This window comes from Parageobacillus caldoxylosilyticus, from assembly GCF_019272935.1.
In the GTDB taxonomy this organism is placed as follows: domain Bacteria; phylum Bacillota; class Bacilli; order Bacillales; family Anoxybacillaceae; genus Saccharococcus; species Saccharococcus caldoxylosilyticus.
Window position 1 is genome coordinate 1539176 of the sequence record NZ_CP040553.1, and the last position, 25901, is coordinate 1565076.

Genomic DNA, 25901 nt, shown 5'->3' on the forward strand with positions numbered 1-25901 from the left:
TATGGAAACAGCTCTTTTATTATAACATATCATTGAAAAAAGCCATCAAAAAGATGGCTGACACTATTCGAACGTTTCCATTGTATCCTTGATCCGTTCCTTAATATTATACCAAATCCATTCAAATACTTGATTAATTTCTTCAATTTCCCCTGTTACTTGCCCTGCGGAAGCTAAATATTTTTCTCCGTGAATCACGGTAACATCGCCTTCCACTTTCCCTTCTATCCTAATAGAACCATTGCGGACAACGATATCCCCTTTCACCGTCTCCCCTTTTGGAACAATGACGGTATGGCCGCGAATAATCACATTTTCGCGTGTAGAAACCGAAAATTGTTCCTCTCCATTCCATGCCGTAAACAGACTTCCGGTAGTTAAAAGAATAAACAGCGACGCAGCAGTAAGAAACGGGTGGCGTTGCATCCATCTTTGCACTCGAATCCTCTTCTTTTCTCTCGGTAACTTCTCCATCACCCGCATCGTAAAATCAGATGGCGAAGGGACATGAGAAGCATACTGAATAAAGGCCACTGTTTTTGTTAATTCATGGAAATGAGCGGCGCATGCTGGGCATTGCTGTAAATGCTCTTTTAATTGTTTTTCATCACCCGGACCTATATCGCCATCTAGGTAATCATGCATAAGATTTATAATATGCTCTGGACACTTCATGTTTTTCACCCTCTTACAGATGACCCAAATGCTTTCGTAATGCTTCCCTGCCGCGATGAAGCCGTGTTTTCACCGTACCGATCGGCAGCTCTAAAATCTCGCTAATTTCTTGTAATGATAAATCTTCTATATACTTTAGCACGATCACGCTGCGATATTTTTCCGGCAGCTTTTCGATCGCCTCCTGTACCGTTTCACGCAGCTCCAGGGTTTCTACTGTTTCCTCGGGGGAAGCTTCGCGAGAAGAAAGCTGGGCATACATCGTAAGCCCATCGGTGCCGCTGACTTCCTCATCCAAATACGCATCTGGCTTCTTCTTCCTAATTTTATCAATCGCCAAGTTCGTTGCAATGCGGTAAAGCCATGTCGAAAATTTCATCTTCGGGTTATACGTATCAATATGAACATAGGCGCGGATGAATGCTTCTTGCGCCACGTCTTCCGCCTCATGGCGGTTTCCTAGCATCCGATAGCATAGACGATATATTTTATCTTTGTAAAGATCAACAATATCGGCATAGGCATTTTGATCGCCTTTTTTTATCGCTTTAATCCGTTTTTTCACAAATATATCCATAATAATACAATACCCCCGCCCCTGCGGCTACAGTATACTACGGTTCTTCTCTAATAAAAGTTTCATGAAAACATATAATTTATTTTATCATAATCGAGCAAAAAGAGCTCCACTTCATCCAAAAGAAAGTGAGGGAGGAGGCCAGCATATGCAAAAAGAAATACAGCAGATTTTCCGGAATCTGCTGTTTTTATGCCATTACACTAACTTTTCGCCAAAAAGAGACCCCATCAATCCCACGGCGACAGAAGCAGTCTTATTGCGCTCATCTAAAATAGGATTTACCTCGACAAATTCTGCCGATGTAATTAACTGCGCCTCGGCGAGCATTTCCATTGCCAAGTGGCTTTCCCGATAAGTAAGACCGCCAATCACTGGAGTGCCTACCCCTGGTGCATCATGAGGATCCAATCCGTCTAAATCAAGGGACAAATGCACCCCGTCTGTCCGCCCTTTCAAATAAGCAATGGTTTCTTCCATCACCGTCGTCATCCCAAGGCGATCTACTTCATGCATCGTATATATTTTAATCCCTTTTTCGCGAATTAATCGTTTTTCGTCTTCATCAAGGGAACGAACACCGATCAGAACGATATTTTCCGGCTTTACTTTCGGACTATAACCGCCAATATGCGTTAATGCCGGATGTCCTAATCCGAGACTTGCAGCCAGCGGCATTCCATGAATGTTTCCAGACGGCGACGTTTCAGCGGTATTCAAATCGCCATGGGCGTCATACCAAATCACTCCTAAATTTTTATAATGCTTGGCAACACCGGCCAACGTGCCAATGGCAATGCTATGATCGCCGCCCAAAACGAGAGGAAATCTTCCCCGTTTAATCACACCATCCACAACCGTAGCCAATTTTTCATTCGCTTCCGCAACCGCTTTCAAATTTCGCAAGTTAAGACAAATCCCTCCATCATCAGGCCGTTCAGCTCTTCCTATCGAAATATCTCCCAAATCTTCAATATCATAATGAAGGCGCTCCAAGCGCTCAACGACCCCTGCATAGCGCATGGCACTCGGCCCCATATCGACGCCGCGGCGCGTCTGTCCTAAATCCATCGGCACACCAATAATCGATATTTTCTTCATCTGCCTCCCCTTTCCCGTTGTATTACGTTATTATTGTAGATGAAAACGCCACCATGACTCAACTCAACAATTTTTTGAATATTTATTCTTATTTCAAGGGGAAAGGGAAAATAAAAAAGCACCCCATTTCGTGTTTTTTCGAAACGGGATGCTTTAATGGAGCCTATCGGGATCGAACCGATGACCTCCTGCGTGCAAAGCAGGCGCTCTCCCAGCTGAGCTAAGGCCCCGCATAGCGGGATAAAAAAGCGGAAGACGGGACTCGAACCCGCGACCCCCACCTTGGCAAGGTGGTGTTCTACCACTGAACTACTTCCGCGCATCGATGAGCCATGGAGGACTCGAACCTCCGACCCTCTGATTAAAAGTCAGATGCTCTACCTACTGAGCTAATGGCTCATGGCTGGGCTAGCTGGATTCGAACCAGCGCATCACGGAGTCAAAGTCCGTTGCCTTACCGCTTGGCTATAGCCCAATGATATTCAAACACCGTCAGCTGAAACATATTATTTCACAATATCCAAACATTATACTTGATTGAATGGCTGTTTCTTATGTATATGGAGGGGGACGGATTCGAACCGCCGAACCCAAAGGGAGCGGATTTACAGTCCGCCGCGTTTAGCCACTTCGCTACCCCTCCGTATCGTGATGCCGGCTGCAGGACTTGAACCCGCAACCTACTGATTACAAGTCAGTTGCTCTACCAATTGAGCTAAGCCGGCATAAGCAATGTGTCTATACTCAAATTATTTTCGTCGCCTCTTCCTCTGCTAGCGAATTCAACGATGCCAAATGCGTCGAGGCAACTCGTAGCTTATTTGATGAAGCTTAGGCTCGTCTCTACCAATTGAGCGAAGCTAGCTAATAAAAAGTGAAACATGGTGGAGGATGACGGGATCGAACCGCCGACCCCTTGCTTGTAAGGCAAGTGCTCTCCCAGCTGAGCTAATCCTCCAAACAAAAAGAAAGTGACCCGTACGGGATTCGAACCCGTGTTACCGCCGTGAAAGGGCGGTGTCTTAACCACTTGACCAACGGGCCAAAAAGGCAAACATCAAAGCTTCCAACCGGACTTGAACCGGTGACCTCTTCCTTACCATGGAACAATTTAAATTAAAAATCCATGGAAGTCAAGAAGCTCAAGGCTCGAGAGTAGCTCAAACACTTCTCTCTCGCGAGCTGACATGAATAAGTATATATAGTCACAATACCCTTGTCAAGTGTTTTTAAAAAAATTTTTGGGATGTTGTTATAAGCATTAAGTATTATGAAGCAAAGTCAGGGTTGCAATACATAAAATTGAACTAACATCGTAAAACTAATCCCCGGAAGTAAATAATATTGGATTAAACTCTGGCTTGTCTGACTCATACCATTGCTTTATACGAGCATAGCTTTTGGGCTGTTTCTTTTCATGGACAGTGAGCATTACCCCGAGCGCATTTATGTGGATATTAAAACAATTGTTTTCACCTTTTTTGGAGTGCCAGACTTTAATCTCCGAGACGGTTCTTTTGCTCATCTGCTTCATCTCTCTCTTTCAATTACATATAATAAAGATAAAACTCTACAAAAGATGTAGTATGAGTAGGAAGAGTTGAACCATCCTTTGCTCTCCCTACTCAGTGGTTTTTGTATAAACTCCTTGTACCCGTTATTTTTTTCTTATTTACTGTGCTTCAATATATATTCTCCTTAAAAATTATCTTCACTGAAAAGTAACATTTGGAAATTTACCTTTATAATCAAAATCAGAACCTAAGACTGAATCCGAATATTTTTTGATTTGAGTGTTATCATATTTAGCATCTCTACGACCATGACATTGACGGTTTCTGTTGATACCGTCATACAGAGAAAGAAAATGTTCACGGTTAAAATGCTTCAAGTTAGGTTCAATAAAAAGTCTAAAAGTATGGTCAGCTGTATCATAATTACTACTATGAATAAATTGTTGAATCAATAAATGATAATATTTATCTAAGCAATCATTCTCTGAAGCCCAAGAGAAAAGCAGGTCTCTTTCATTTTTATCCAACAAAATATAACTTTCATAAAATTTTTCTTCACTATATCCATATTCTGTCCAGTGCATTTCTTTAATCAAATAATCAAAATGTTGTTCCATGCTTTCTCTTAGAAAAGGAGACCTAACTTTCAAACTCCACTCTTGTTCAATTTGTGCTTTAAGTTTTGTTTTTGTAGGATCATCAAAAAATTTATAAACCTCTGGATTGCTCCCAATAAACTCTGTTAAACGTTTTAAAATAGATTCGCTACCCTCTTTAAATTTATTAAATGGTATAGGATTTTCACTTATGTACTTCAACAAACTCGCTTTGTATTTCTTGAAAAGAATTTTAAGGGTACGAAAGTTTATTTCTCTATTTGAGTTACAATCTTCACTTGTACAGTTAAAAACAATTCCCCATAAATTTTTGAATATTAAGTTTCTCATTTGTTCATTAGTGTTTTTTAAGTATCTCGACTCAATATATTCTTCTAACGATGAATCATTTGGAAAGAATTTCTTATGTTGTGCTAAATCCTGAAGAATTGTATCGAAAACTTTTCTGGACATTACTGGATTTTTGGTAAGCAAACCTTCCAACATATTTCTCATAAGTGCTCTAACAGTTTCTTTATTTGGTGTAGATAACAAATCCTCTTGAGTTAAAACTGGGTGAGCTGACAAGTGTCTGTGTTGTCTTAAAGCATCTATGCTTATTTTGTCTGCTGGCTCCAACAACAAAGTTTTTTCTTTTACTTCTTCTATAAGAACCTTTTCCCAATCACCACTATTAGGGTTTGCTCTTTGCGCTTTTTCTACTTTTTCTAATATACCTTTGGCTGTTTCATCATCATATAACTCTTTAAGGTCTTTTAATTTATAAATTAAATCACACACTACAACAGAATAAAGCATAACAACAGCAGAGCGATAACTTCCATTAATATAAGACTGAAGAACTTCTTTAAAATACTCTTTAATTTTCGGGTGATAAATCTGCTCTGCACTCTGTTCGATAGAGAATGAAGACATTAGCATCCCCCTTTTAAAAAAACAAACTCCATTAGTATATATATAAAAAGAGCTTGCTTGAGCTAGCTTATCAAATCAATACATATCTGGTAAATCCAAAATCCACTCAACCCATTTACTAACTGTTTATGCTCTTCTTTAATAATATTTAGAGTCTGAACTAACTTTTCCTTCTCTTTAAAGTAATTTCCTAATGCAAAGCGAATTTTAACCTTCAAAATTCACACCCGTTTTAAGAAATTTCCAAATAAAGTGTAGCACAGGTTCAGATAAAAGAAAAACAGTTGGGGAAAGCCCAACTCGCAATATTTAATTGCCATGTCATAATTACATTATATTAATGAAGGTTTTAGTCTCTTTGAACGCTTCTTGTGGAACGTCTCCAAACTATTCATCAATATCAGCGAGAAACTTATCAGCGTCCAACTCCCTTTCTGTTCAGTATAATTAGTCTTTTCATGAAGTTCGGGCTTGTTAGTATAACTTTAAGAGCTAGAAAATACAGGTAAGTAATGGTAAAATAAATTCAGTAAATTTATACTATACCATCTTTAGCTTTACTACTTAGTATTAGTCAGATTGGTATCACTAAAAGGGGGATGACAATGACACAAGAAACTTCTGAGCATCAGACACTAAGTGAAGAAGCCCTAAATGAAATCATTCAAAAAGCTAAGGATTTTTTCAAGAACGAAATTGCTCCTAGCCATGTGAAAAATACAAAAAAATTAAAAAGGTTAAAAGAGTTTAACTTAAACCCATTCTTGGACAAGTATAAGGCAAGTTTCTTGACAGGAAATGATGACCCTGTAAGTATTGCAAAAGCTTTGGTATATCCAAGGGTATTAGGTACATCAATCAACACTACCTTTGGAAACAAGCTCCAAAAATTTTGCAGTGAGGTATTAGAGGGGTTTGCTTCTACAACATCAGGAATAGATATTGAATTTATTGACAAATTGGATGGCAGAAGAAAATACTGTCAAGTAAAAGCAGGTCCAAATACAATCAACAAGGATGATGTGGAAACAATTAAAAATCACTTCGCAGGTGTTAAAAACCTTGCAAGAACAAATAATCTTAATATTGGTCTTAATGACTTGGTTGTAGGAGTTCTTTATGGAACACCTGCTGAATTAAGTAGTCACTATAAAAAAATCAATGAAGAATATCCTGTAATTGTAGGACAAGAATTTTGGCATAGACTTACGGGCGTTGAAGACTTCTATCAAAGATTAACAGACGCTATTGGTGATGTCGCCACTGAGTTTGACTCTTCAAAGCTTATCGAAGAAGTAATTGAGGCTTTAGCTAAAGAGATTGAGAAGACTTTAAAGCCTGAAAATAAGGAAACAAAAAAGACCGATGAGGAACTAGAGGCAAAACAGCTTTCCATTGATATGTAAAGTTTTTTTTTGGAGAAGGAGATATTTAAACATCCCCTTCTCTGTTTATTTTATTTAGGACATTAACAATTGATAGCCCTACAGCTTTAGCCATATTAACAGGTACAGCATTACCTATTTGTTTGTAAGCATTGTTCATAGAGCAGTCAAATACCCATTCATCAGGGAAACTTTGTATTCTTGCATATTCTCTCACTGTAAATGGTCTCGTTTCTTCAGGATGACATCTTTCTGTCTGTTTTTGGGCAGGAGAGCAGGTCAAGGTTAAACATGGCTCATCCCATGACAGTCTTCTAGCCATTCCTGTTCTGCCCCCACCTGAATAATAGCTTTTACCCATGTATTGTTTTGCTATTTCTTCAGGTAAGTCTCTCCAATATCCCCCGGGAGGAACAAGCTCGAGAACTTTCCTTTTTTCCTCAGGATATTTAGCTCCCTCGGATGGAGGTACATTTTGCAAAACATCCCTTAGAGTCAACACATATCCATAAGGTTGAGGAAAACTGTAAGAAATATTGTATTTCTCCACTAAGTCATTTCTTATTCCTATAATAAATATTCTTTCTCTTTTTTGAGCTACATCATAGTCCACGGCATTTAGCACTTTCCATTGCACTTTATAGCCAATGTCCATAAAAACTGAGAGCATTGTTGCTAATGTTCTGCCATTATCATGGTTTACAAGCCCTTTAACATTCTCAGCTAAGAACATCTTAGGTCGTAGCTCTTCAAGAATTTTGGCGTAATAGTAGAACAATGTACCTCTCGCATCATTTAATCCTAATTTTTTACCTGCATAGCTGAATGCTTGACAAGGATAGCCTCCAGATAAGAGGTCAATTTCATCAGGACAATTATCAATAAAGTTTTTGATACCCTGCTCAGCAACATCAATAATGTCTTTTTCAATTACGTTCCAATTAGGTCTATTTTTTCTGAGGGTTTGACAGGCATACTTGTCAACTTCCACTAATCCCAAAGTATGAAAGCCCGCCATCTCAAGACCAAGAGCTAGACCTCCTGCTCCTGCAAATAACTCCACAACAGTATATTGCTTGTCTGGAGTTATTCCTCTGACTTCCACAAAGTCATGACCCTCATAGTCAAAAACATTGAAGGTATCCTCTTGTTCAGAATCATTTACTGTATCTGTATCCCCTAAATCAAACGCAAGTTGCTCTGAATTATCAATAATGTCCTCAAGATCTACCCCTAGAGTTTCACAAAGTTTCAAAGCATTAGACTTAATAGGGTTAAATCTAGGTGAGAGGAGCATAGACAATTGGTTTTTACTAATCCCCATTTTTTCCGCCAACTCTTTCTGTGTAGCAATACCTAATCTTTTCATATGTACTCTAACCTTTTCTTTGCTGATATTATACAATTTAATAACCCCCATTGGAGTTAAAATATTTTTTTAACTTTTATAGGGCTATTATATGAACTTGTGGACTTATAGTCAACACAAAAGAATTATGTACTTATAGTCAACACATTTATAAGAACTAGTTAAAGTGTATAATTTAGGGCAACAATTCATTTGGCTAAAAATCAACAACAAACCATAACAAAACAAAAGCCAGAGCTTGAAGCTCCAGCTTTCTCAGCATTTTATTTATCAAAAGAGTTGACTTTTTCAAACTCCCTAAGCACTCAGCATTCTGCGAACACACTCCTCAAAAGCCCAATAAGCCATAGCTACATCAAGGTCATCGAGCCTAGTAATTTTTATGTCTGGTACTCGCCCAGTCTTTTCTAAATATTCCTGTGCTAGCTTGTCAATGTCGTTTGCATACTTTCTGTAAAAAACCCTTGCTTTCTCAGGGGTATCCAACTCCTCAACCACTATGGAGCATCCATATTTTAGAACGCTCTGCTTAAAATACGCACTGTCACCCTTTGAGCTGACAATCCTTCTAACTGCTTTCTCAAGCTCTGTCATTTTTATCCCCCCCTCAGTTTTTGAATGTATTAAAGAGCCATCGAGGTAGTTTTTTACCAAGCATATACCCGTACATATCAACCTCTGCAATATCAACTTTGCCCAGCGTGTAACCCTGTTTGCTAAGTGTCATAATCGTCGCCTTCTTGAATAAAGCTTTATACTCCTCAAATGTTTCCCCGTCGTCCTCTACTGGTACAATTCCCGAGACTCTGTGAATTTTACCGTTTTTATCAAAATAAGTTTTAATCCACTTGGAAAAACTTATGTTTTTTCTTTTTCATGCTATCACCCTCCTAGAAAAGCTTTAAGGTTACAGTCTCATTCGTCTCCTCGTGAATGAGAAGCACTTCTGAGAAAGCTGAATACTGAGTTAGTTCTCTTTTAAGTTCCTCTTTAGAGAGGTCTTTCCAAGGGCTTTCACTATCCCGTGATGAGATGAACACGATAACTTTTTCATCGAATTGAAATGAGCTTTTTATCAACTCTACTCGCCTCACGAACATCAAGTTTTTTTATACTATCTTGAATCTTTTTGAGAATGGAGCTAGCTCAGTCGCTGGCATTGACTATAATGTCACCCGAGTTCTTAGCCACCTTGTTTCACCTTCTTAACTGTCCAGCCACTCTTGAAAGAGCTTTTCTGTCTCCTCTCGAGCTTCTTTCATAAGGTCTGGCATTTCCTCAAACAAAAAGAGCTTGACAAAGTGAAAGAGCAAGAAACCATCTTGCTCCAACTGTTCAAGCTCTTGAGATACCGCTTTAATTTTTAATTCCAAAGTTTCAACTGTCTTGAGTTCACCTCGGAGTTGTGCTAAATCTCTTTGAGTGAATAAATGGTTTAACCTCTCGTTCAAGTGTTTGACCTTGAGCTCATGCTCCTTATAAAATAACAGTGCGAGAAGTTTTTGCTCCTTTCTCATTTTCACACCTCACTTAATACGCTTAATTTTTGGTGGCTCGTTGGAGCTTTTTCTTGGCTTGTCGAGTTCATTAATGAGTTTCAGCATAACCTCTGCACTAACTCCTTTTGTCTTGTTATCTTCTTTACGTTTCCAGCCTTGAGTTTCAATAATTCGCAAGAATTTAGTGAGAAACTCGCTTGTGTGTTTGCTTTCTTTCTCAAAGCGAGTATTTACCATACGGAAATGTCTTAGAGCTTCCATTATGAGCATTTGTAGAGCTGTCTCCTCAAGAGGTGTACTCACTTCATAATGAGTTTTTACTCCTTCCTCGAGCCAGTGCATGAAAGCTATTTCATCATCTGTCAGCGTCGAAAGAAAGTCTTTTGTGTATAATCCATGTACCGGACTTTTACCTCTTAAATTGTCGAGAGCTTTTTTCTTACCTTCTTTGGTCTTAGCTCCAGTGGACTTTCCACCATGCCAAATACATCTTCCATTTGTCGTTCCATTCTCTTTATAGTGTGGTTTATTTATGCAAATTTTCCCCGAGTTGGACAGAGCTCCACAAATCTCTTTGCTCTTTTTAAGCTCTCTGTAATACTCATGAGCTCTCGCCTCGTCTTTATCCTTCTCAGCAATCGCCTCGAGAGTTCTAACCTTGGCTTGAAGCTCTGTACTCAAATCCTTAAAGCTCGGCATTACTTCTCACCCCTTTTGAGCTCCTCAATTACAGGGAGCAAAATAACGTTCACAATCGCATTTTCCCTCGAGAGCTGGCTCGCAAAGGTGCAAAGAACTTTGCCAGTAAACTCCTCGCCAGTTAGCTTGTCGAGCTTTCCAACATGTTCATAAAAACGAGCTAAGTCCTCGCTGAGAATGGCTTCCTGCAAAGCCACCATAACCTCAGCGACCTTTTGCTTGTCTACTTCCATAGCGTCTCACCTCGAGGTGGGGTTAGAAAGTATTCCCCATGCGACGGACATAATCTCTATACCAAGCTTCAAACTCCTCTTTTTCACGCTTTTCTCGCTCTTTCTTCTCAAGTTCTTTCACTGCCCAGCTTTTCTCAAAGTATTCTTCAACTTCTTTAGTTTTCTTCTTGAGCCATTCGAGCTTTTCGCTAAGAGTCATTTCATTGAAGCGTTGCTTCTCTTGAATCTTCTTCTCATATTTGCTCCAAACTTTATTAAAAGCCTCGTCAAACAATTTATTAAAGTCTTTCATCGTTAAATCACCTCACTTGTTGTTAGTGTCCCATCTGGAAAGAGTTCCAATTGTAACTCGAGAAGCTCCTCAAGGGAGTAAGCCTCAATAAACTTTCTCTCGAATTGTTCCAACCGCTCAAGCGCATAAGCTAACAAGCTCATTCTTCCAGTCTCAATAAAGACTCTGCTCGCTTCTTGGTAGTCGAGAAGGAGACTTTTATAATGGTTTTTCACATTTTCCATACAATCACCTCGAGGTGTTGAATTTACTCCTCTGAGAAGGAGTTCATGTACTAACTCTCGAGTAGCTCTCTTTGAGGTTTCGTTTTATTTTCAAGAGTTTGAGCTCATGCTTTAACATAAATTCTCTAAATGCAAGCTCTCTCTCGTGCTCCATCTTGAGAATTTCTAACTTGAAATCTCTGAGACTCTTTTGCTTCATGGCTGTTCACCTCAGAGACTTAACCTAAGAAATCCTCAAGCTGTTTTTCTAGCTCAGCAAGTTCTTTTTCAACTTGTTCCTCAACTTCTGCTCTCTTGCGTTCCCAGAGCTCTAAATAAGGTTTGTGAGCTTCGTTTGTTTTGTCAAAGTGACCTATTTCAACTCCAGCTTCTTTTAAGAGACCCTTTGGTGTTGTAGCGTCTAAAATTTTTGTTTTTTGGTGAATTATCTTGCTAACTTTCTCCTCCCATAGCTTCTTGAGTTTATAACTTCTGTAATATTCCTCAAATCGTTCAACATCGTTGTCAGCAATCGCTTCAATTTCTGCTTTGCGTTTTTCCATGTTCAAGCGTGCAATCTCAACAGCAACTTTTTGCACTTTCTCTAAAACAGTAGCTCGCTCTTTTTCTAACTTCTCAAGGGCTTCTTTAAACTTGTCAACTTTCTTCTTGTTTGTTGTGGAGCTGTCAACCATGAGTTCAGCTTGAGCTAGGTTTAAAAGGCTTTGTACTTGGTTAACCTTTTTTGTCATCTCGCTATATTCGTTTTCTAAGGCTTGTTTCTCAGCCATCAATTTTTCTAAATCGCTTTGTTTTTTGAAATAATTCATAAGCTTCACTTTCATCGACCTCCGTTAGTTTGCTTTATTTTCGTTCTCAAAAAACTCTTTTATGTCCTTGGCGAGCTCCTCAGCTCTGTAAAGGAAATCTAAATACTCTTGAGGTGTCATACCGTTTGCGTCTGCCAAGTAGCGAATCGTTCTCTCGAGTTGTTCTCTGTCAACGAGCCCTCTTGAGCGTTCACTTTGAAGAAACTCAAACAAACTCATATCTCGCTTTGCTTGGTTGACTTCCTCGCAAACGAGAATTATATTGCCCTTTGTGCTTCCTAGGACTCGCTTAGAGAGAGTTTGGACGTGCTCAACCTGAAGGTTGTCGGTCTTTTTTCCGCTTATCATGCACCTGCCATTAGCGAAAGCTTTCAACTCGAGGTAGTCCTCAAGATTGTAATTGTCGGGAGCTCCAACTTCTCTCGCTCTATTTCGTTGTCTGTAAACTGTTCGCAAGTCTCTGTTTTCTTGAATGTATTTTCTTTGCCACTTGTTAAAACACTCGTGACAGTCCGGTCTGTAATGACCTTGAGTGTATCTGAGAAACTCGCTCGCAAGTTTAACCTTGCCACAAGTACGACAAACCTTTTGAACGAGTTTTCCGTTTTGGTAAAGCTCAAACCGTCCGAGTCTGTTTGTTCTCACTTCAAAAACTTTCTCATTAGTGTTCATCACAAGCCCACCTCGCTAGGTTTTATTTTTCTTTGTTTTTGTCATCGACTTTAGCAACCAGAAAAAGCTCATCTAAGGAGTTTAAATCGAAAACGTCCATCAGTTTGCCAGCTACCTCAAGGTTTATGTGCTTCGCTCGTTTTAGCGTTGACACGTAATCCTTAGACTTACCGAGGCGCTTTGCAAGCTCTTTTTGAGTCCACCCCATTCTCTTCAAGTGTTCTTCGACGTTCAAAAGTAAGACCGTTTTTTTATCCATCTAGCTCACCTCGCCTTAAAACTGTTCGAATTTAAGCCCACTGCTCAAAAAAGAATCGAGTCATTTTTCGACTCGAGAACAGTGGGCTTGTGATGGGCTCTAACGAGTTCCCCTTGGTAAAGGGCTTACTTTTTGCTGTCAATCTTAACGAGTTTATTACTGGAGCTTACACTGAGCTAACAATGTTTTTCCCTCTATTTCCCCTCTCACTAAATATATATCAGAGGGGGGTTACACTTTTCCTAATAACTAGGAACGCAAGAATGCGGGTTTGAGGAGCTGGAAAAAATTACAGCTAAAAAAATTTTTTCTAACCCACTGGAGAGGAATTGCAGGAGGACGATAGCATGAGATGATAAACTCATGAGCAACAAGACAGAGCCAGCTCAAGAGCAAGCCTCATTGAGCCAGCTCGTGAGTGAAGCACTCAAAGACTTCTCTCCGTCAATGGAGCGGTACGAGGTATATGTTGAAAGTAAACCTTGAGGAACAGCCATGGAGCAAAGAGCCTTTTAGGGGTCTATTTCCCCTCTCACTATATATATATCAGTGGGGGGTTACACCTCGAGGAGATGTCAGAGAGTTATTTTTTGAAATCAACTCGCTGAGCCAGTTTTGAGGAGCTTTTGAAGAGTGTTTGCTTAGTTGTGTCTCGCAAGGGAATTTTAAAAGAGCCAGCTCTCGAGAGAACCCCCCCGAAGAAGGCTCTCTCTGAGGCTGGCTCGCTGGTGTTTATTTCGAGAGGAGAGAGAAAGATTATTCAACTCACGAGAAGGAGCTCTTGAGCTATTCTTAATTAGTCCTAGCTCGAGAAAGAAAATATAAAAATAAAAACATAAAATAGTGAGGAGCTCGAACAGAGGAGCTTATGAGTATTAACTAATTAGTTTCCATCTCAGAGAAATAAAATAAAAAACATAAACATAAATCAATAAACCCTCGAGAAGTTAAACTTAATTAGTATCACCTCGAGGAGTTTACTCTTTAGAGTTAAACTAATTAATACTATCTCATGTATTTTTTTATTTATGTTTTTCTAAGAAGATAACTCTTTAGTGTAAACCTTATTAGTTAAACCTCAGTAATGTTTTTATATTTATGATTACTGAGTTAGAAACTGATTAGTTAAACTAATTTTAGACACTAATTAGTTAAACTAATAAATAAATAATAAATATATATAACACTATTTAGTTATACTCTTTAGAGTTCCCTCTTGAGTTACTCTCACTAATTATATATCAGTGAGGGGTTACACTTTTTCACCTCGAAAAGGGACATTCTAGAAAAAAATTTACAAAATCTTAACATAAACCCCGAGGTGTAACCAACTTGAGAACTGACTGGCGAGGGGCACCTCGAGGAATAACTTAGCGAGTGAGCTCTTGGCGTCTGCGAGAAGCGAGCTCGAGGATGGAATGACTCAGAAGGGAATAACTACCAGAGGGAATTTGAAAAATTTTAGTTTCTAAAAATGTCACAATGTGTGTGTGAAAGCCCCCCCTACCCTTATTTTTTTGACTACCCCTTCGAGCCAGCTCTCAAAAGGGACACCTCTCAGAAATGCCCTCAGAGGCTCAGAATTGCCCTGTATTGAGTTTGGGGTACCTACCTACTGACCCCCTCTACAAAACGTCTCTATGCCCCCTTAGAACGCTTCTGAGAGCGTGTTAAAAGTCGAGGGAGAGGACAACTCGTGAGAAGAAAAAACTTGAGAGGATACCCCCTCGGAGGGTATTGCTTGCAGAGTTCGCTTGTGAGGTGGGGTTCTTCAGAGGGACAGCTCAAGAGGGAGCTTCTCGATTACAACAGACTATAACAGTTATCATAAAAAACATTATAACAGTTTTAGTTAATTTTATTATAACAGACATATCAAAATAACTATAACAGATTAAAAATAGCTCATTATAACAACTTTGTAAGAAGCATTATAACAGAAATGAGTTCGCTCTCGAGGGGACTCTCTCTTTTGTATTCTAGCTCAGCGAGGAGTCTCTGGAGATTTACTCACCATACAGGTTTTTCAAGAGGCTGGCTCACGAGGGGAAACTCTTGAGGAGGAGCTCGTCTGTTCTCGCCAGCTTTCTACTTGAAGTTTTTCTCTTGCGAACTGTTTTCCTCCAAAGAAAGCTATCTCGTGATTAAAACAGAAAAGTTAAAATAAGTTATAACAGTTTTCTGTTTCTCATTGTAACAATCAGCGAGGAGAAACTCAAGAAAGACCTCCTCGAGAACGTTGGCGAACGGGATTTTAACCTCAAGCGAGGAAAAGCCTTGTGAAAAACACCTCGAAAGTGGAGCACCCTCTCAGAGCCCCATTTTTGCCCTCTGAGGGGCTTTTCTTCTTGGGGGTAGTTACACCATTACCAAGTCCGTTAAAACGTCTCTATGAGCCTTCTGTGAGGTCAATTTTTACGAGCTTACTCCTCAAGGATTATTTTCCCTCTGAGCCAGACACCTTCTGAGAACTCCATATTTGCCTTCTGAGACCTGTTTAGAAAAAGGGGTATAAATCCACCCTCACCTCTCCAAAGCGTCTTATAGAGCCATTTCTGAGCGTTTTATGGCATGTTAGTTTGTAGGGAGCAACCCTAGGGAGTTAATACTTGCTTGTTTCACCTCGGGGTATTAGTAAGCGGGATTTTAAACCCCGAGGAGCTTTGCTGACAAGGGAAACTCTGCGAGGGCTCTACGAGGGGCTAACTCGTGAGTGATAACAAACGAGTGCAACTTGAGAGCGTTCATCTTGCGAGGGAAAGTCTTGTTCATTCCAGTTCGCAAATGCACCTCGAGAGGGAAACGTTCGTTTGCATTTCTCCCCTTGACTACTTAACTATCAAGAAAGTGGTCAACAAAATGCTTTAATATCAACATTCTTGGGAGGAGTCCTAAAAAATCCCCCCTTTTATACACTTTTTATGCAATGTTATTGAATAAAAATAAGGCGTTCTCTTGAGCTGATTACTTGTTAGTTTGCCCTCTCTAGCTTGGCTCTAAAAGAACACCTCACAAGGAAGCAAGTGAGGAGCGCTATGAGAGTTTTCCTTGCAAACTTGCTCCCCCACAAGCTTAACACTTGAGAAGGGTCTCCAAAGGGTTTCTAGTGGGGTTTCTGACTGTATCAAATGGGAGTGAATAGTTCAAAAACTGGAACTCAAGAGGAGCACTCGTGAGGATGGGAGAGTTTACCCTTGAAGTTCAACCTCTTGAGTTAACTAAAAACTTTTCATTAGCAAAAGTATCTCAATTACCAAACAGATTAAACTTAATAAACATAATCCTTATACAAATCTGATTGAACAACTTTTTTATGAGATAACCCATATTGTTTAACCATATCTCTTATCTCATCAACAAATGCTTTAGAGCTTTTTGGAGAGACGTATATCTCACCAATTAATGTATCTAAGTTACAAGCTACTAAATTACCTGTATTATGAGAAAAATTGTAAGATTGCTCTTCTAATTCATCCATTCTTTCTTCCCATTCATAATAAGGGAGACCTTGTGCTTCAAATATTACTTCTAATAGCTTTTCATCTATTCTACTAGCAATTATAAGTAACCTTAACTCATTCTCATAGCTAAATGATTTTCTTTTGTAAAACAGTGTGTCAAAAATATTTCTACTTGTCATTTCATTATGAAAGTCTATGTATTGTACTTTTGCAGAAAATACTCTGTATCTTAAATCCTCTATACTGTTAATTAAACTCTTGTAGTCTGTCTTGATTGCAACCCCATCATTTGAGTCTAAGTATAAATCCCACATTGCAGCTGACTCATACTCATTCATATGCCAACACGAAACTGCTGAAAACTCTTGAATTTTCCTCATATATTCTCTCGAAGTTAATGGTTCATTATCTTCCATAAATTCTTTTATATCCCACATTGAATAACTACCCTCAAGCGGGTCTACAAACGTGCTAGGTTTTGCAAAAAATAGAGCTTTATTTTTCAGTAACGACTCGAATTTATAAAAACTCATGTACCTCCAAACAGTTGGATTTCCTCTTACTTTATAATGGTCACTGTAATCGTATATTGACTCAAAATCCATAGCGTGTTTATATGCTTTATATTTATAACTTAAATCCATACTCTTCCCCTCTTTTTATTTCTTCAATTGTGTATTGGTCGAGGAGTATACTATTAAAGCTTATTTATATCAATTTTACTCTCAATGTATTTCATTATTAAAAACTCCAGAAACCTTTTACTTTCATGAGTTAACTCCATAGTAATTGGATTGTTTTTCTTCTGATTAGCATATACTTTTCCATGTCCTGCTCGGTTTCTAGCAATCAGAAGTTTCTTTATCATGGTTGAAACTTTTGAATACCTTTTCTTTCTTAAATCATCATATCTAACTTTATCGAAAGCTTTTAAATACTTTGTATTCCATTTGACTCCTGGAATACGGTCATTAATAATCTTTTTGTAGTAATCGTTTTCAAAGTGTCGCTCTCGAAAATTATAATCCATAATTGCTTCTATTCCTCTATAAGCAGAGGTCAAAGAAGAGCATAACCTCTCATAATTAATCATGTTTAAAAAGCTGTATTCGTCTCTTTCATAAGAATATAAATCTACACGAGAATGAGAGGAGATATAAGAGCCTACAAGGTGAGTGTAATAAGTTACTTGTGATTGATAAAAACAAGCCAATGCTGTCCTTAATCTGCTATCACGAAAAATGAGTTTGAGTAATTCCTTTAACTGCTTAATTCGTTGGCTACCCAGAATAATCCCACTTTCTAGTTGGTCTTGTGCAAAAAAATTACTGTGGTGGTAAAGGTCATAAATTTTATAATTTTTTGTTTCGCTCAAATCATTGTCTAATCTAAAAATGCTCATATCTTCATCATAATAGAGCTCAACAAAAGCCAGTAATAATTTTATGGACTCAAATAATCGTATCGCTGTTTTAACGCTTTTGGTCTGGATGACTAATGAACCATATTTTCCAACTAACAAAACATTTAAAATTTTGAATGACTTATCTTTAATTAAAATTTCCACATGACTATCTTTGTCTAAATAAGGTTTATAAGATACAACCCCACCATCTTCTTCCATTTCACATAATCTAACCCCAGTAACTATATATAAATCTTGTGCCATTTTTTCTCTCCCAATTCCCAAAAGTTTCTTTAATAAATAGCATAAGAAAAAGCCTTAGAAAGAGCAACTTTTATTCTCCAAGCCAATTCCATAATTTCGCTCCAGCAACTCTCCTTTGCTCAACAGAGAATATCCCAGAGAGAGCTCCCCAAAAGTAAGCTCCAAAGCTCTTTTTGATTCGCCTCATTTTATACGCCAATACAGAAGCTTTAAAAGCCCTTATAGCTGGCTCAACAATGTCAAGCACTGAGGGAGCATACTTTTTGGCAACAACTTGCACTTTTCCCCAGAGAGAATAAGCCTCCTCGGGGCTCACAAAAGGTTTAACAACTTGAATAAACTCCTCGGGTACAAACTCGGTTAAATATGAGTAATCGAGCTCAGCTTGCTGTCGTATGTATTTTATATCTTGAGTATATTTTATATCTCCAGAATATGTTTTAAAATAAAAGGTTTCTTTGCGAGCTGAAGCCTCTTGAGTTCCCTCTGGAGCTTCCTTTGTGGCTTCCTCACGATAGGTCAACTCGATAGGACAAATAATAGTTATACTTGCCCCAAAGCCTCCTCGAGTCGGTCTTAGAGTTCTTATTCTCTTTATTATTCCAAGCTCCTTGAGGCGCTTCAAAGCTCTTTGAACTGTCTTATAGCTCACTCCTAGAGCATCAGCCATTGACTCAACCTTGAGCCAGCTTACCCCAATAAACTTGCAAGAATGACCAGCAAGTAACCTTAAAAGCCTTCTATCCAGCTCGCAAAGGTCAAAATACTCCAGAACTTCACTTATAAAATTGTCCATTTCTTCGACGCTCGAGAAAGTCTCAAGCTCCCTTAAATTTTCCATAATAAAGCCCTCCAGTTATCCTCTGGAGGTTGCCCCAAGCTCTCTCAGTAAGTATAATAAAAAACGAGAGGGCAACCCTTAGGGCAACCTCTCGGAGTGTGTTGCGTGAGGAGCTTCCCTTCAAAGTTTGGCGACTCGGGAGGGAGCTCCTCGTTTGTTTTTTTAATACAATTCTTCATCTAATAGCGTCGCTTTAGTAGCAACAAGTCTGAGTTGTGTTTCCCCTCGAGGGGTTTTAGCAAGTTCTAAGAAATGTCCATTTTCTGCGAGGTCGTTTATTGCCTCCTTGAGGTTGGAAATTGTTGAATTGTCATCGAGTTTGTAGTCTAACTCATTTAATACCTCTAAAATGGCATTCAAAAGCTGAGTATTTATCTTCATGTTTTTCTCCTCCTTAAATTAAGTTATTGAGAGGGTTATGTACCTCGTTCATGTCTTTGAGAGTGTTGCTGAAGTAGTGTAGATAAATCTCTGTCGTTTTTATGGAGCTATGTCTGAGGAGCTTACTCAAAACAGAAACGTCTCCTCCAGACTCAATAAACTTGCGAGCAAACGTATGTCTGAGCATATGAGGTGAAACTTTAATACCAGTTTCATTCGTGAGTCGTTTAAAAACTTGCTTTGTTCCATTCTCCCCGAGACGCTCTCCCTTTATGTTTGTAAACACGTACTCTGGGAGCTTTCCTAGAGAGTCTGAGCTGTATTCCTTCCAGAGAGCTAACTCGGAGAGGAGCTTGCTATTAAGTGGAATTGTCTCAACCTTGCGAGCCTTGCCAAAGATTTTTGCTCTCTGGCTCGAGAAATCAATGTCCTCCCATTTGAGGTTGCATAGCTCGCCAAGTCTCATTCCAGTTCCGAGTAGCGTCACAAATATGGTGTAATCTCTGACAGTATAAAAGCTGTTATTGCGTCTCTTTTGACGTTTTAACCAAGTGATGAGGGAATTCACCTCCTCATCAGTTAATGTCTTGAGAGTTTTCTCCTCCTTGGCTTTCTTGAGTTGTTTCACTGGGTTGTCACCATTGAGGAGTCCCTCTGAAATGAGGAAGTTAAAAAATACGCTCATAAGTTTTCGTTTCGTGTTTAGGGACACTGGGTTATTTTTGCGCTCCTCAGCGAGATACATAAAGTAGTTTTTTAATACCCGAGGAGTCACCTCTTGAATGGTTTTTATTCCCTCTTTCTCTGTCCAGCTCATGAAATCAGAAAATAACAGCTCATACCCTTCGAGAGTCGCTCTGGAGAGGTTTTCAATGGTTTTCTTCTCGGAGAGAAACTCTCTGATTGCATACTTCAAGAGCATAATAAAAAAGACACCCCTCTCACTAGAGTTTTGCCAACTCCAGAGAGAGAAGTGTCTCCGTACAGTGTATAAGTTAAGTGTTTGTTTTCTAGCTGTGAATGGTTTGACCTTGACCACTTTACTAAAAAAGCTACGAGCCATTGTGAAGCTTCCAACCGGACTTGAACCGGTGACCTCTTCCTTACCATGGAAGTGCTCTACCAACTGAGCTATGGAAGCATGATGGCTCCGCAGGCAGGATTCGAACCTGCGACCAATCGGTTAACAGCCGATTGCTCTACCACTGAGCTACTGCGGAATAACAGATTATTGGTTTATACTCCATTTTTTTGTTGTCCCTTCCTCTTCTAGCACATTCAGTGATGTCAGATGCGTCGGGACAACTCATTGGAATTTTCCAGTTCGTTGCCTCTTCCTCTGCTAGCAAGTCCAAAGAAGCTGGATGCGTCGAGGCAACTCGCAGCAGATTCATGGAAGCATAAGCTCGTTGCTCCCCACTGAGCTACTGCGGAACATTGAACTTGCCTAGCGACGACCTACTCTTGCAGGGGCGCTGGCCCCAACTACCATCGGCGCTGGAGAGCTTAACTTCCGTGTTCGGGATGGGAACGGGTGTTTCCTCTCCGCTATAGTCACTAGGCAAGTAATGGACAAGTTTTATTATAATGGAACTATACTCATTGTCAAGAAGTTTTCATTCCTTCAAAACTAGATAACCGTCTGCTTGGAAGAAGCCAAGCGCCTACGCTTTTCTTGGTTAAGTCCTCGATCGATTAGTATCCGTCAGCTCCACGTGTCGCCACGCTTCCACCTCGGACCTATCGACCTCGTCATCTTCGAGGGATCTTACTCGCTTGACGCGATGGGAAATCTCATCTTGAGGGGGGCTTCACGCTTAGATGCTTTCAGCGCTTATCCCTTCCGCACATAGCTACCCAGCGGTGCCCCTGGCGGGACAACTGGTACACCAGCGGTGCGTCCATCCCGGTCCTCTCGTACTAAGGACAGCTCCTCTCAAATTTCCTGCGCCCGCGACGGATAGGGACCGAACTGTCTCACGACGTTCTGAACCCAGCTCGCGTACCGCTTTAATGGGCGAACAGCCCAACCCTTGGGACCGACTACAGCCCCAGGATGCGATGAGCCGACATCGAGGTGCCAAACCTCCCCGTCGATGTGGACTCTTGGGGGAGATCAGCCTGTTATCCCCGGGGTAGCTTTTATCCGTTGAGCGATGGCCCTTCCATACGGAACCACCGGATCACTAAGCCCGACTTTCGTCCCTGCTCGACCTGTCCGTCTCGCAGTCAAGCTCCCTTGTGCCTTTGCACTCTCCGAATGATTTCCAACCATTCTGAGGGAACCTTTGGGCGCCTCCGTTACCTTTTGGGAGGCGACCGCCCCAGTCAAACTGCCCACCTGACACTGTCTCCCACCCCGATAAGGGGTGCGGGTTAGAATTTCAATACCGCCAGGGTGGTATCCCACCGGCGCCTCCACCGAAGCTGGCGCTCCGGCTTCCCAGGCTCCCACCTATCCTGTACAAGCGATACCAAAATTCCATATCAGGCTGCAGTAAAGCTCCACGGGGTCTTTCCGTCCTGTCGCGGGTAACCTGCATCTTCACAGGTAGTATGATTTCACCGGGTCTCTCGTTGAGACAGTGCCCAAGTCGTTACACCTTTCGTGCGGGTCGGAACTTACCCGACAAGGAATTTCGCTACCTTAGGACCGTTATAGTTACGGCCGCCGTTTACTGGGGCTTCGGTTCGCACCTTCGCTTTCGCTAAGCGCTCCCCTTAACCTTCCAGCACCGGGCAGGTGTCAGCCCCTATACTTCGCCTTTCGGCTTCGCAGAGACCTGTGTTTTTGATAAACAGTCGCTTGGGCCTTTTCACTGCGGCTCCCTCGGGCTCATCACCCAAGAGAGCACCCCTTCTCCCGAAGTTACGGGGTCATTTTGCCGAGTTCCTTAACGAGAGTTCTCCCGCGCACCTTAGGATTCTCTCCTCGCCTACCTGTGTCGGTTTGCGGTACGGGCACCTCTCACCTCGCTAGAGGCTTTTCTTGGCAGTGTAGGATCGGGGACTTCGGGACCGATGGTCCCTTCGCCATCACGGCTCAGCCTTTATGCCAGACGGATTTGCCTATCTGGCAGCCTAACCGCTTGGACAGGCTATTCCAGCAGCCTGCTCGCCCTACCTTCCTGCGTCCCCCCATCGCTCAAACGGTGAGGAGGTGGTACAGGAATCTCTACCTGTTGCCCATCACCTACGCCTTTCGGCCTCGGCTTAGGTCCCGACTAACCCTGAGCGGACGAACCTTCCTCAGGAACCCTTAGGCTTTCGGTGCAGAGGATTCTCACCTCTGTTTTCGCTACTCACACCGGCATTCTCACTTCTAAGCGCTCCACGAGTCCTTCCGGTCTCGCTTCGACGCACTTAGAACGCTCCCCTACCGATGACCAGCGGTCATCCCACAGCTTCGGTGGCACGTTTAGCCCCGGTACATTTTCGGCGCAGAGTCACTCGACCAGTGAGCTATTACGCACTCTTTAAATGATGGCTGCTTCTAAGCCAACATCCTGGTTGTCTGGGCAACTCCACATCCTTTTCCACTTAACGTGCACTTTGGGACCTTAGCTGGTGATCTGGGCTGTTTCCCTCTCGACCACGGATCTTATCACTCGTAGTCTGACTCCCAAGGATAAGTCGTTGGCATTCGGAGTTTGACTGAGTTCGGTAACCCGATGAGGGCCCCTAGCTCAATCAGTGCTCTACCTCCAAGACTCTTCCCTTGAGGCTAGCCCTAAAGCTATTTCGGGGAGAACCAGCTATCTCCAGGTTCGATTGGCATTTCACCCCTACCCACACCTCATCCCCGCACTTTTCAACGTGCGTGGGTTCGGGCCTCCAGTAGGTGTTACCCTACCTTCACCCTGGACATGGGTAGATCACCTGGTTTCGGGTCTACGACGACGTACTATACGCCCTATTCAGACTCGCTTTCGCTGCGGCTCCGTCTTTTCGACTTAACCTCGCACGCCATCGTAACTCGCCGGTTCATTCTACAAAAGGCACGCCATCACCCATCAACGGGCTCTGACTACTTGTAGGCACACGGTTTCAGGTTCTCTTTCACTCCCCTTCCGGGGTGCTTTTCACCTTTCCCTCACGGTACTGGTTCACTATCGGTCACTAGGGAGTATTTAGCCTTGGGAGATGGTCCTCCCTGCTTCCGACGGGATTCCCCGTGTCCCGCCGTACTCAGGAGCCACTCGGGAGGGAACGAAGTTTCGACTACAGGGCTGTCACCTTCTCTGGCGGGCCTTTCCAGACCGCTTCGTCTACCCCGTTCCTTTGTCACTCCCATGTGAGTGGTCCTACAACCCCAAGAGGCAAGCCTCTTGGTTTGGGCTGTTCCCGTTTCGCTCGCCGCTACTCAGGGAATCGCGTTTGCTTTCTTCTCCTCCGGGTACTAAGATGTTTCAGTTCCCCGGGTGTGCCCTCCATACCCTATGGATTCAGGTATGGATACTGCCCCATTACGGGCAGTGGGTTCCCCCATTCGGACATCTCCGGATCAACGCTTGCTTACAGCTCCCCGAAGCGTTTCGGCGTTTGCCCCGTCCTTCATCGGCTCCTAGTGCCAAGGCATCCACCGTGCGCCCTTTCTAACTTAACCAACATCAGCGCTTCTCGGCTTCTTCCTTTCGGTTATCTAGTTTTCAAGGAACGAACTTATTTTCCGCATCTGCTTATAGATACAGACCTAAACCATTGAAGGAATAACTAATATTCCTTCAAAACTGAACAAAACTCTGCGTCCACCTTTCACGTTAACATCCTTAGAAAGGAGGTGATCCAGCCGCACCTTCCGGTACGGCTACCTTGTTACGACTTCACCCCAATCACTTGCCCCACCTTCGGCGGCTGGCTCCCTTGCGGGTTACCTCACCGACTTCGGGTGTTGCAAGCTCTCGTGGTGTGACGGGCGGTGTGTACAAGGCCCGGGAACGTATTCACCGCGGCATGCTGATCCGCGATTACTAGCGATTCCGGCTTCATGCAGGCGAGTTGCAGCCTGCAATCCGAACTGAGAGCGGCTTTTTGGGATTGGCTCCCCCTCGCGGGTTCGCAGCCCTTTGTACCGCCCATTGTAGCACGTGTGTAGCCCAGGTCATAAGGGGCATGATGATTTGACGTCATCCCCACCTTCCTCCGGTTTGTCACCGGCAGTCCCCCTAGAGTGCCCAACTGAATGCTGGCAACTAGGGGCGAGGGTTGCGCTCGTTGCGGGACTTAACCCAACATCTCACGACACGAGCTGACGACAACCATGCACCACCTGTCACCCTGTCCCCCCGAAGGGGGAACGCCCTGTCTCCAGGGTTGTCAGGGGATGTCAAGACCTGGTAAGGTTCTTCGCGTTGCTTCGAATTAAACCACATGCTCCACCGCTTGTGCGGGCCCCCGTCAATTCCTTTGAGTTTCAGCCTTGCGGCCGTACTCCCCAGGCGGAGTGCTTAACGCGTTAGCTACAGCACTAAAGGGTTTGACCCCTCTAACACTTAGCACTCATCGTTTACGGCGTGGACTACCAGGGTATCTAATCCTGTTTGCTCCCCACGCTTTCGCGCCTCAGCGTCAGTTACAGACCAGAGAGCCGCCTTCGCCACTGGTGTTCCTCCACATCTCTACGCATTTCACCGCTACACGTGGAATTCCGCTCTCCTCTTCTGCACTCAAGTCCCCCAGTTTCCAATGACCCTCCACGGTTGAGCCGTGGGCTTTCACATCAGACTTAAGGGACCGCCTGCGCGCGCTTTACGCCCAATAATTCCGGACAACGCTCGCCCCCTACGTATTACCGCGGCTGCTGGCACGTAGTTAGCCGGGGCTTTCTCGTTAGGTACCGTCACCGTACCGCCCTATTCGAACGGTACTTCTTCTTCCCTAACAACAGAGCTTTACGATCCGAAGACCTTCTTCGCTCACGCGGCGTCGCTCCGTCAGACTTTCGTCCATTGCGGAAGATTCCCTACTGCTGCCTCCCGTAGGAGTCTGGGCCGTGTCTCAGTCCCAGTGTGGCCGGTCACCCTCTCAGGCCGGCTACGCATCGTCGCCTTGGTGAGCCGTTACCTCACCAACTAGCTAATGCGCCGCGGGCCCATCCGTAAGTGACAGCCGAAGCCGCCTTTCAACCAAAGACCATGCGGTCTTTGGTGTTATCCGGTATTAGCTCCGGTTTCCCGAAGTTATCCCGGTCTTACGGGTAGGTTACCCACGTGTTACTCACCCGTCCGCCGCTAACCGAACAAGAGCAAGCTCCTGTTCGGTCCGCTCGACTTGCATGTATTAGGCACGCCGCCAGCGTTCGTCCTGAGCCAGGATCAAACTCTCCATAGAAAGTTGATTGGCTTATTTTCAGCTTCAGCACCGACACCGTAAGGTGTCGCTCGCCTTCGCTTTTCGTATTGTCCAGCTTCAGCGTCTAGCTCTCTTGCGCCAAATAACCTTCCCCTTCGAAGTGCAAGCACTTCTGCGGGTGAAGAACATTTGGCTTCGAGAGCTGATCTCGGTGCTTCCGCTTTTCTATGTGGACGCTTCGTTTTGTTCAGTTTTCAAGGAACATTTTTTCCTGTTCGCGACCTCTTTATACTAACATAACCATCAGCAGTATGTCAATACTGTTTTTGTTGTTTAAATTAGCGACGTACTATAATTTATCATGGTATTTTCCTGTTGTCAATACTTTTTTATTCAAATTAAAAAAGATTGTTTCAAA

20 protein-coding genes, 10 tRNA genes and 3 rRNA genes are annotated in these 25901 nt (G+C 42.4%); 1 reads left to right on the plus strand and 32 read right to left on the minus strand.

Going from position 1 to position 25901, the window contains the following annotated elements; all coding sequences use genetic code 11:
• Nucleotides 1–63: 63 nt before the first annotated feature.
• The 12 genes from rsiW to BV455_RS07830 form a co-directional block, all read right to left on the minus strand.
• The gene (rsiW, locus tag BV455_RS07775) at nt 64–675 is read right to left on the minus strand and encodes an anti-sigma-W factor RsiW (RefSeq protein WP_061580425.1); all 612 of its coding nucleotides are present in this window, start codon (nt 673–675) and stop codon (nt 64–66) included.
• Between the two features lie 13 nt (nt 676–688).
• Complete coding sequence (gene sigW, locus BV455_RS07780) at nt 689–1252, minus strand: RNA polymerase sigma factor SigW (RefSeq protein ID WP_061580424.1); 564 nt, start codon at nt 1250–1252, stop codon at nt 689–691.
• Nucleotides 1253–1450: 198 nt separating this feature from the next.
• Complete coding sequence (gene rocF, locus BV455_RS07785; protein ID WP_081162065.1) at nt 1451–2353, minus strand: arginase; 903 nt, start codon at nt 2351–2353, stop codon at nt 1451–1453.
• 157 nt (nt 2354–2510) lie between these two features.
• Nucleotides 2511–2583, minus strand: a tRNA-Ala gene (locus BV455_RS07790).
• A gap of 17 nt (nt 2584–2600) precedes the next feature.
• Nucleotides 2601–2672, minus strand: a tRNA-Gly gene (locus tag BV455_RS07795).
• Between the two features lie 7 nt (nt 2673–2679).
• Nucleotides 2680–2752, minus strand: a tRNA-Lys gene (locus tag BV455_RS07800).
• 1 nt (nt 2753) lies between these two features.
• Nucleotides 2754–2828, minus strand: a tRNA-Gln gene (locus BV455_RS07805).
• An 86-nt stretch (nt 2829–2914) separates the two neighbouring features.
• Nucleotides 2915–2996, minus strand: a tRNA-Tyr gene (locus tag BV455_RS07810).
• Nucleotides 2997–3005: 9 nt separating this feature from the next.
• Nucleotides 3006–3078, minus strand: a tRNA-Thr gene (locus BV455_RS07815).
• Between the two features lie 157 nt (nt 3079–3235).
• Nucleotides 3236–3311 (minus strand) — tRNA-Val (locus tag BV455_RS07820).
• A gap of 14 nt (nt 3312–3325) precedes the next feature.
• Nucleotides 3326–3397, minus strand: a tRNA-Glu gene (locus tag BV455_RS07825).
• A gap of 667 nt (nt 3398–4064) precedes the next feature.
• On the minus strand, nt 4065–5399 hold the full coding sequence (locus BV455_RS07830) for a hypothetical protein (RefSeq protein ID WP_061580422.1): 1335 nt from the start codon (nt 5397–5399) through the stop codon (nt 4065–4067).
• Nucleotides 5400–6004: 605 nt separating this feature from the next.
• Here BV455_RS07830 and BV455_RS07835 point away from each other — a divergent pair.
• Nucleotides 6005–6805, plus strand: coding sequence for a PmeII family type II restriction endonuclease (locus BV455_RS07835; protein ID WP_235605656.1), 801 nt, complete (start codon nt 6005–6007; stop codon nt 6803–6805).
• Between the two features lie 25 nt (nt 6806–6830).
• Here the strand turns inward: BV455_RS07835 and dcm are convergent, their stop codons facing one another.
• From dcm to BV455_RS07935, 20 genes are all read right to left on the minus strand, one after another.
• Nucleotides 6831–8189, minus strand: coding sequence for a DNA cytosine methyltransferase (dcm, locus tag BV455_RS07840; RefSeq protein WP_235605655.1), 1359 nt, complete (start codon nt 8187–8189; stop codon nt 6831–6833).
• A gap of 261 nt (nt 8190–8450) precedes the next feature.
• Complete coding sequence (locus BV455_RS07845) at nt 8451–8747, minus strand: hypothetical protein (protein WP_061580419.1); 297 nt, start codon at nt 8745–8747, stop codon at nt 8451–8453.
• Between the two features lie 611 nt (nt 8748–9358).
• Nucleotides 9359–9670 carry a hypothetical protein gene (locus tag BV455_RS07850; RefSeq protein WP_125009063.1) on the minus strand — a complete coding sequence of 104 codons (312 nt, stop codon included), beginning with the start codon at nt 9668–9670 and terminating at the stop codon, nt 9359–9361.
• A 9-nt stretch (nt 9671–9679) separates the two neighbouring features.
• Nucleotides 9680–10351, minus strand: a complete 672-nt coding sequence (locus BV455_RS07855) for an HGGxSTG domain-containing protein (RefSeq protein WP_218687915.1) — start codon at nt 10349–10351, stop codon at nt 9680–9682.
• Nucleotides 10351–10584: a hypothetical protein gene (locus BV455_RS07860; protein ID WP_218687916.1), complete on the minus strand. Its 234-nt coding sequence runs from the start codon at nt 10582–10584 to the stop codon at nt 10351–10353. The genes BV455_RS07855 and BV455_RS07860 overlap by 1 nt, the downstream gene beginning before the upstream one ends.
• Before the next feature lie 22 nt (nt 10585–10606).
• Nucleotides 10607–10876, minus strand: coding sequence for a hypothetical protein (locus BV455_RS07865; RefSeq protein WP_008881873.1), 270 nt, complete (start codon nt 10874–10876; stop codon nt 10607–10609).
• Between the two features lie 2 nt (nt 10877–10878).
• Nucleotides 10879–11100, minus strand: coding sequence for a hypothetical protein (locus tag BV455_RS07870; RefSeq protein ID WP_008881874.1), 222 nt, complete (start codon nt 11098–11100; stop codon nt 10879–10881).
• A 218-nt stretch (nt 11101–11318) separates the two neighbouring features.
• Complete coding sequence (locus tag BV455_RS07875) at nt 11319–11924, minus strand: hypothetical protein (protein ID WP_011887655.1); 606 nt, start codon at nt 11922–11924, stop codon at nt 11319–11321.
• 9 nt (nt 11925–11933) lie between these two features.
• A complete protein-coding gene (locus BV455_RS07880; RefSeq protein ID WP_008881877.1) occupies nt 11934–12581 on the minus strand; it encodes a hypothetical protein in 648 nt (215 codons plus the stop codon).
• Between the two features lie 22 nt (nt 12582–12603).
• Nucleotides 12604–12840 carry a helix-turn-helix transcriptional regulator gene (locus BV455_RS07885; protein WP_008881878.1) on the minus strand — a complete coding sequence of 79 codons (237 nt, stop codon included), beginning with the start codon at nt 12838–12840 and terminating at the stop codon, nt 12604–12606.
• Nucleotides 12841–16108: 3268 nt separating this feature from the next.
• Nucleotides 16109–16945 carry a DUF2971 domain-containing protein gene (locus BV455_RS07890; protein WP_061580412.1) on the minus strand — a complete coding sequence of 279 codons (837 nt, stop codon included), beginning with the start codon at nt 16943–16945 and terminating at the stop codon, nt 16109–16111.
• A 53-nt stretch (nt 16946–16998) separates the two neighbouring features.
• Nucleotides 16999–17970 (minus strand): hypothetical protein, encoded by a 972-nt coding sequence (locus tag BV455_RS07895; protein WP_061580411.1) that lies wholly within the window; start codon nt 17968–17970, stop codon nt 16999–17001.
• 70 nt (nt 17971–18040) lie between these two features.
• A complete protein-coding gene (locus BV455_RS07900) occupies nt 18041–18811 on the minus strand; it encodes a helix-turn-helix domain-containing protein (protein WP_218687917.1) in 771 nt (256 codons plus the stop codon).
• Nucleotides 18812–18973: 162 nt separating this feature from the next.
• Nucleotides 18974–19192, minus strand: coding sequence for a hypothetical protein (locus BV455_RS07905; RefSeq protein ID WP_008881903.1), 219 nt, complete (start codon nt 19190–19192; stop codon nt 18974–18976).
• A 13-nt stretch (nt 19193–19205) separates the two neighbouring features.
• Nucleotides 19206–20255: a tyrosine-type recombinase/integrase gene (locus BV455_RS07910; RefSeq protein WP_218687918.1), complete on the minus strand. Its 1050-nt coding sequence runs from the start codon at nt 20253–20255 to the stop codon at nt 19206–19208.
• A gap of 5 nt (nt 20256–20260) precedes the next feature.
• Nucleotides 20261–20333 (minus strand) — tRNA-Thr (locus BV455_RS07915).
• 4 nt (nt 20334–20337) lie between these two features.
• Nucleotides 20338–20412 (minus strand) — tRNA-Asn (locus tag BV455_RS07920).
• 225 nt (nt 20413–20637) lie between these two features.
• Nucleotides 20638–20754: ribosomal RNA gene (gene rrf, locus BV455_RS07925) — 5S ribosomal RNA — on the minus strand.
• 113 nt (nt 20755–20867) lie between these two features.
• A 23S ribosomal RNA gene (locus tag BV455_RS07930) occupies nt 20868–23798 on the minus strand.
• 167 nt (nt 23799–23965) lie between these two features.
• Nucleotides 23966–25522, minus strand: a 16S ribosomal RNA gene (locus BV455_RS07935).
• Together the 16S, 23S and 5S rRNA genes with 2 tRNA genes alongside form the textbook arrangement of a ribosomal RNA operon.
• Between the last annotated feature and the right edge of the window lie 379 nt (nt 25523–25901).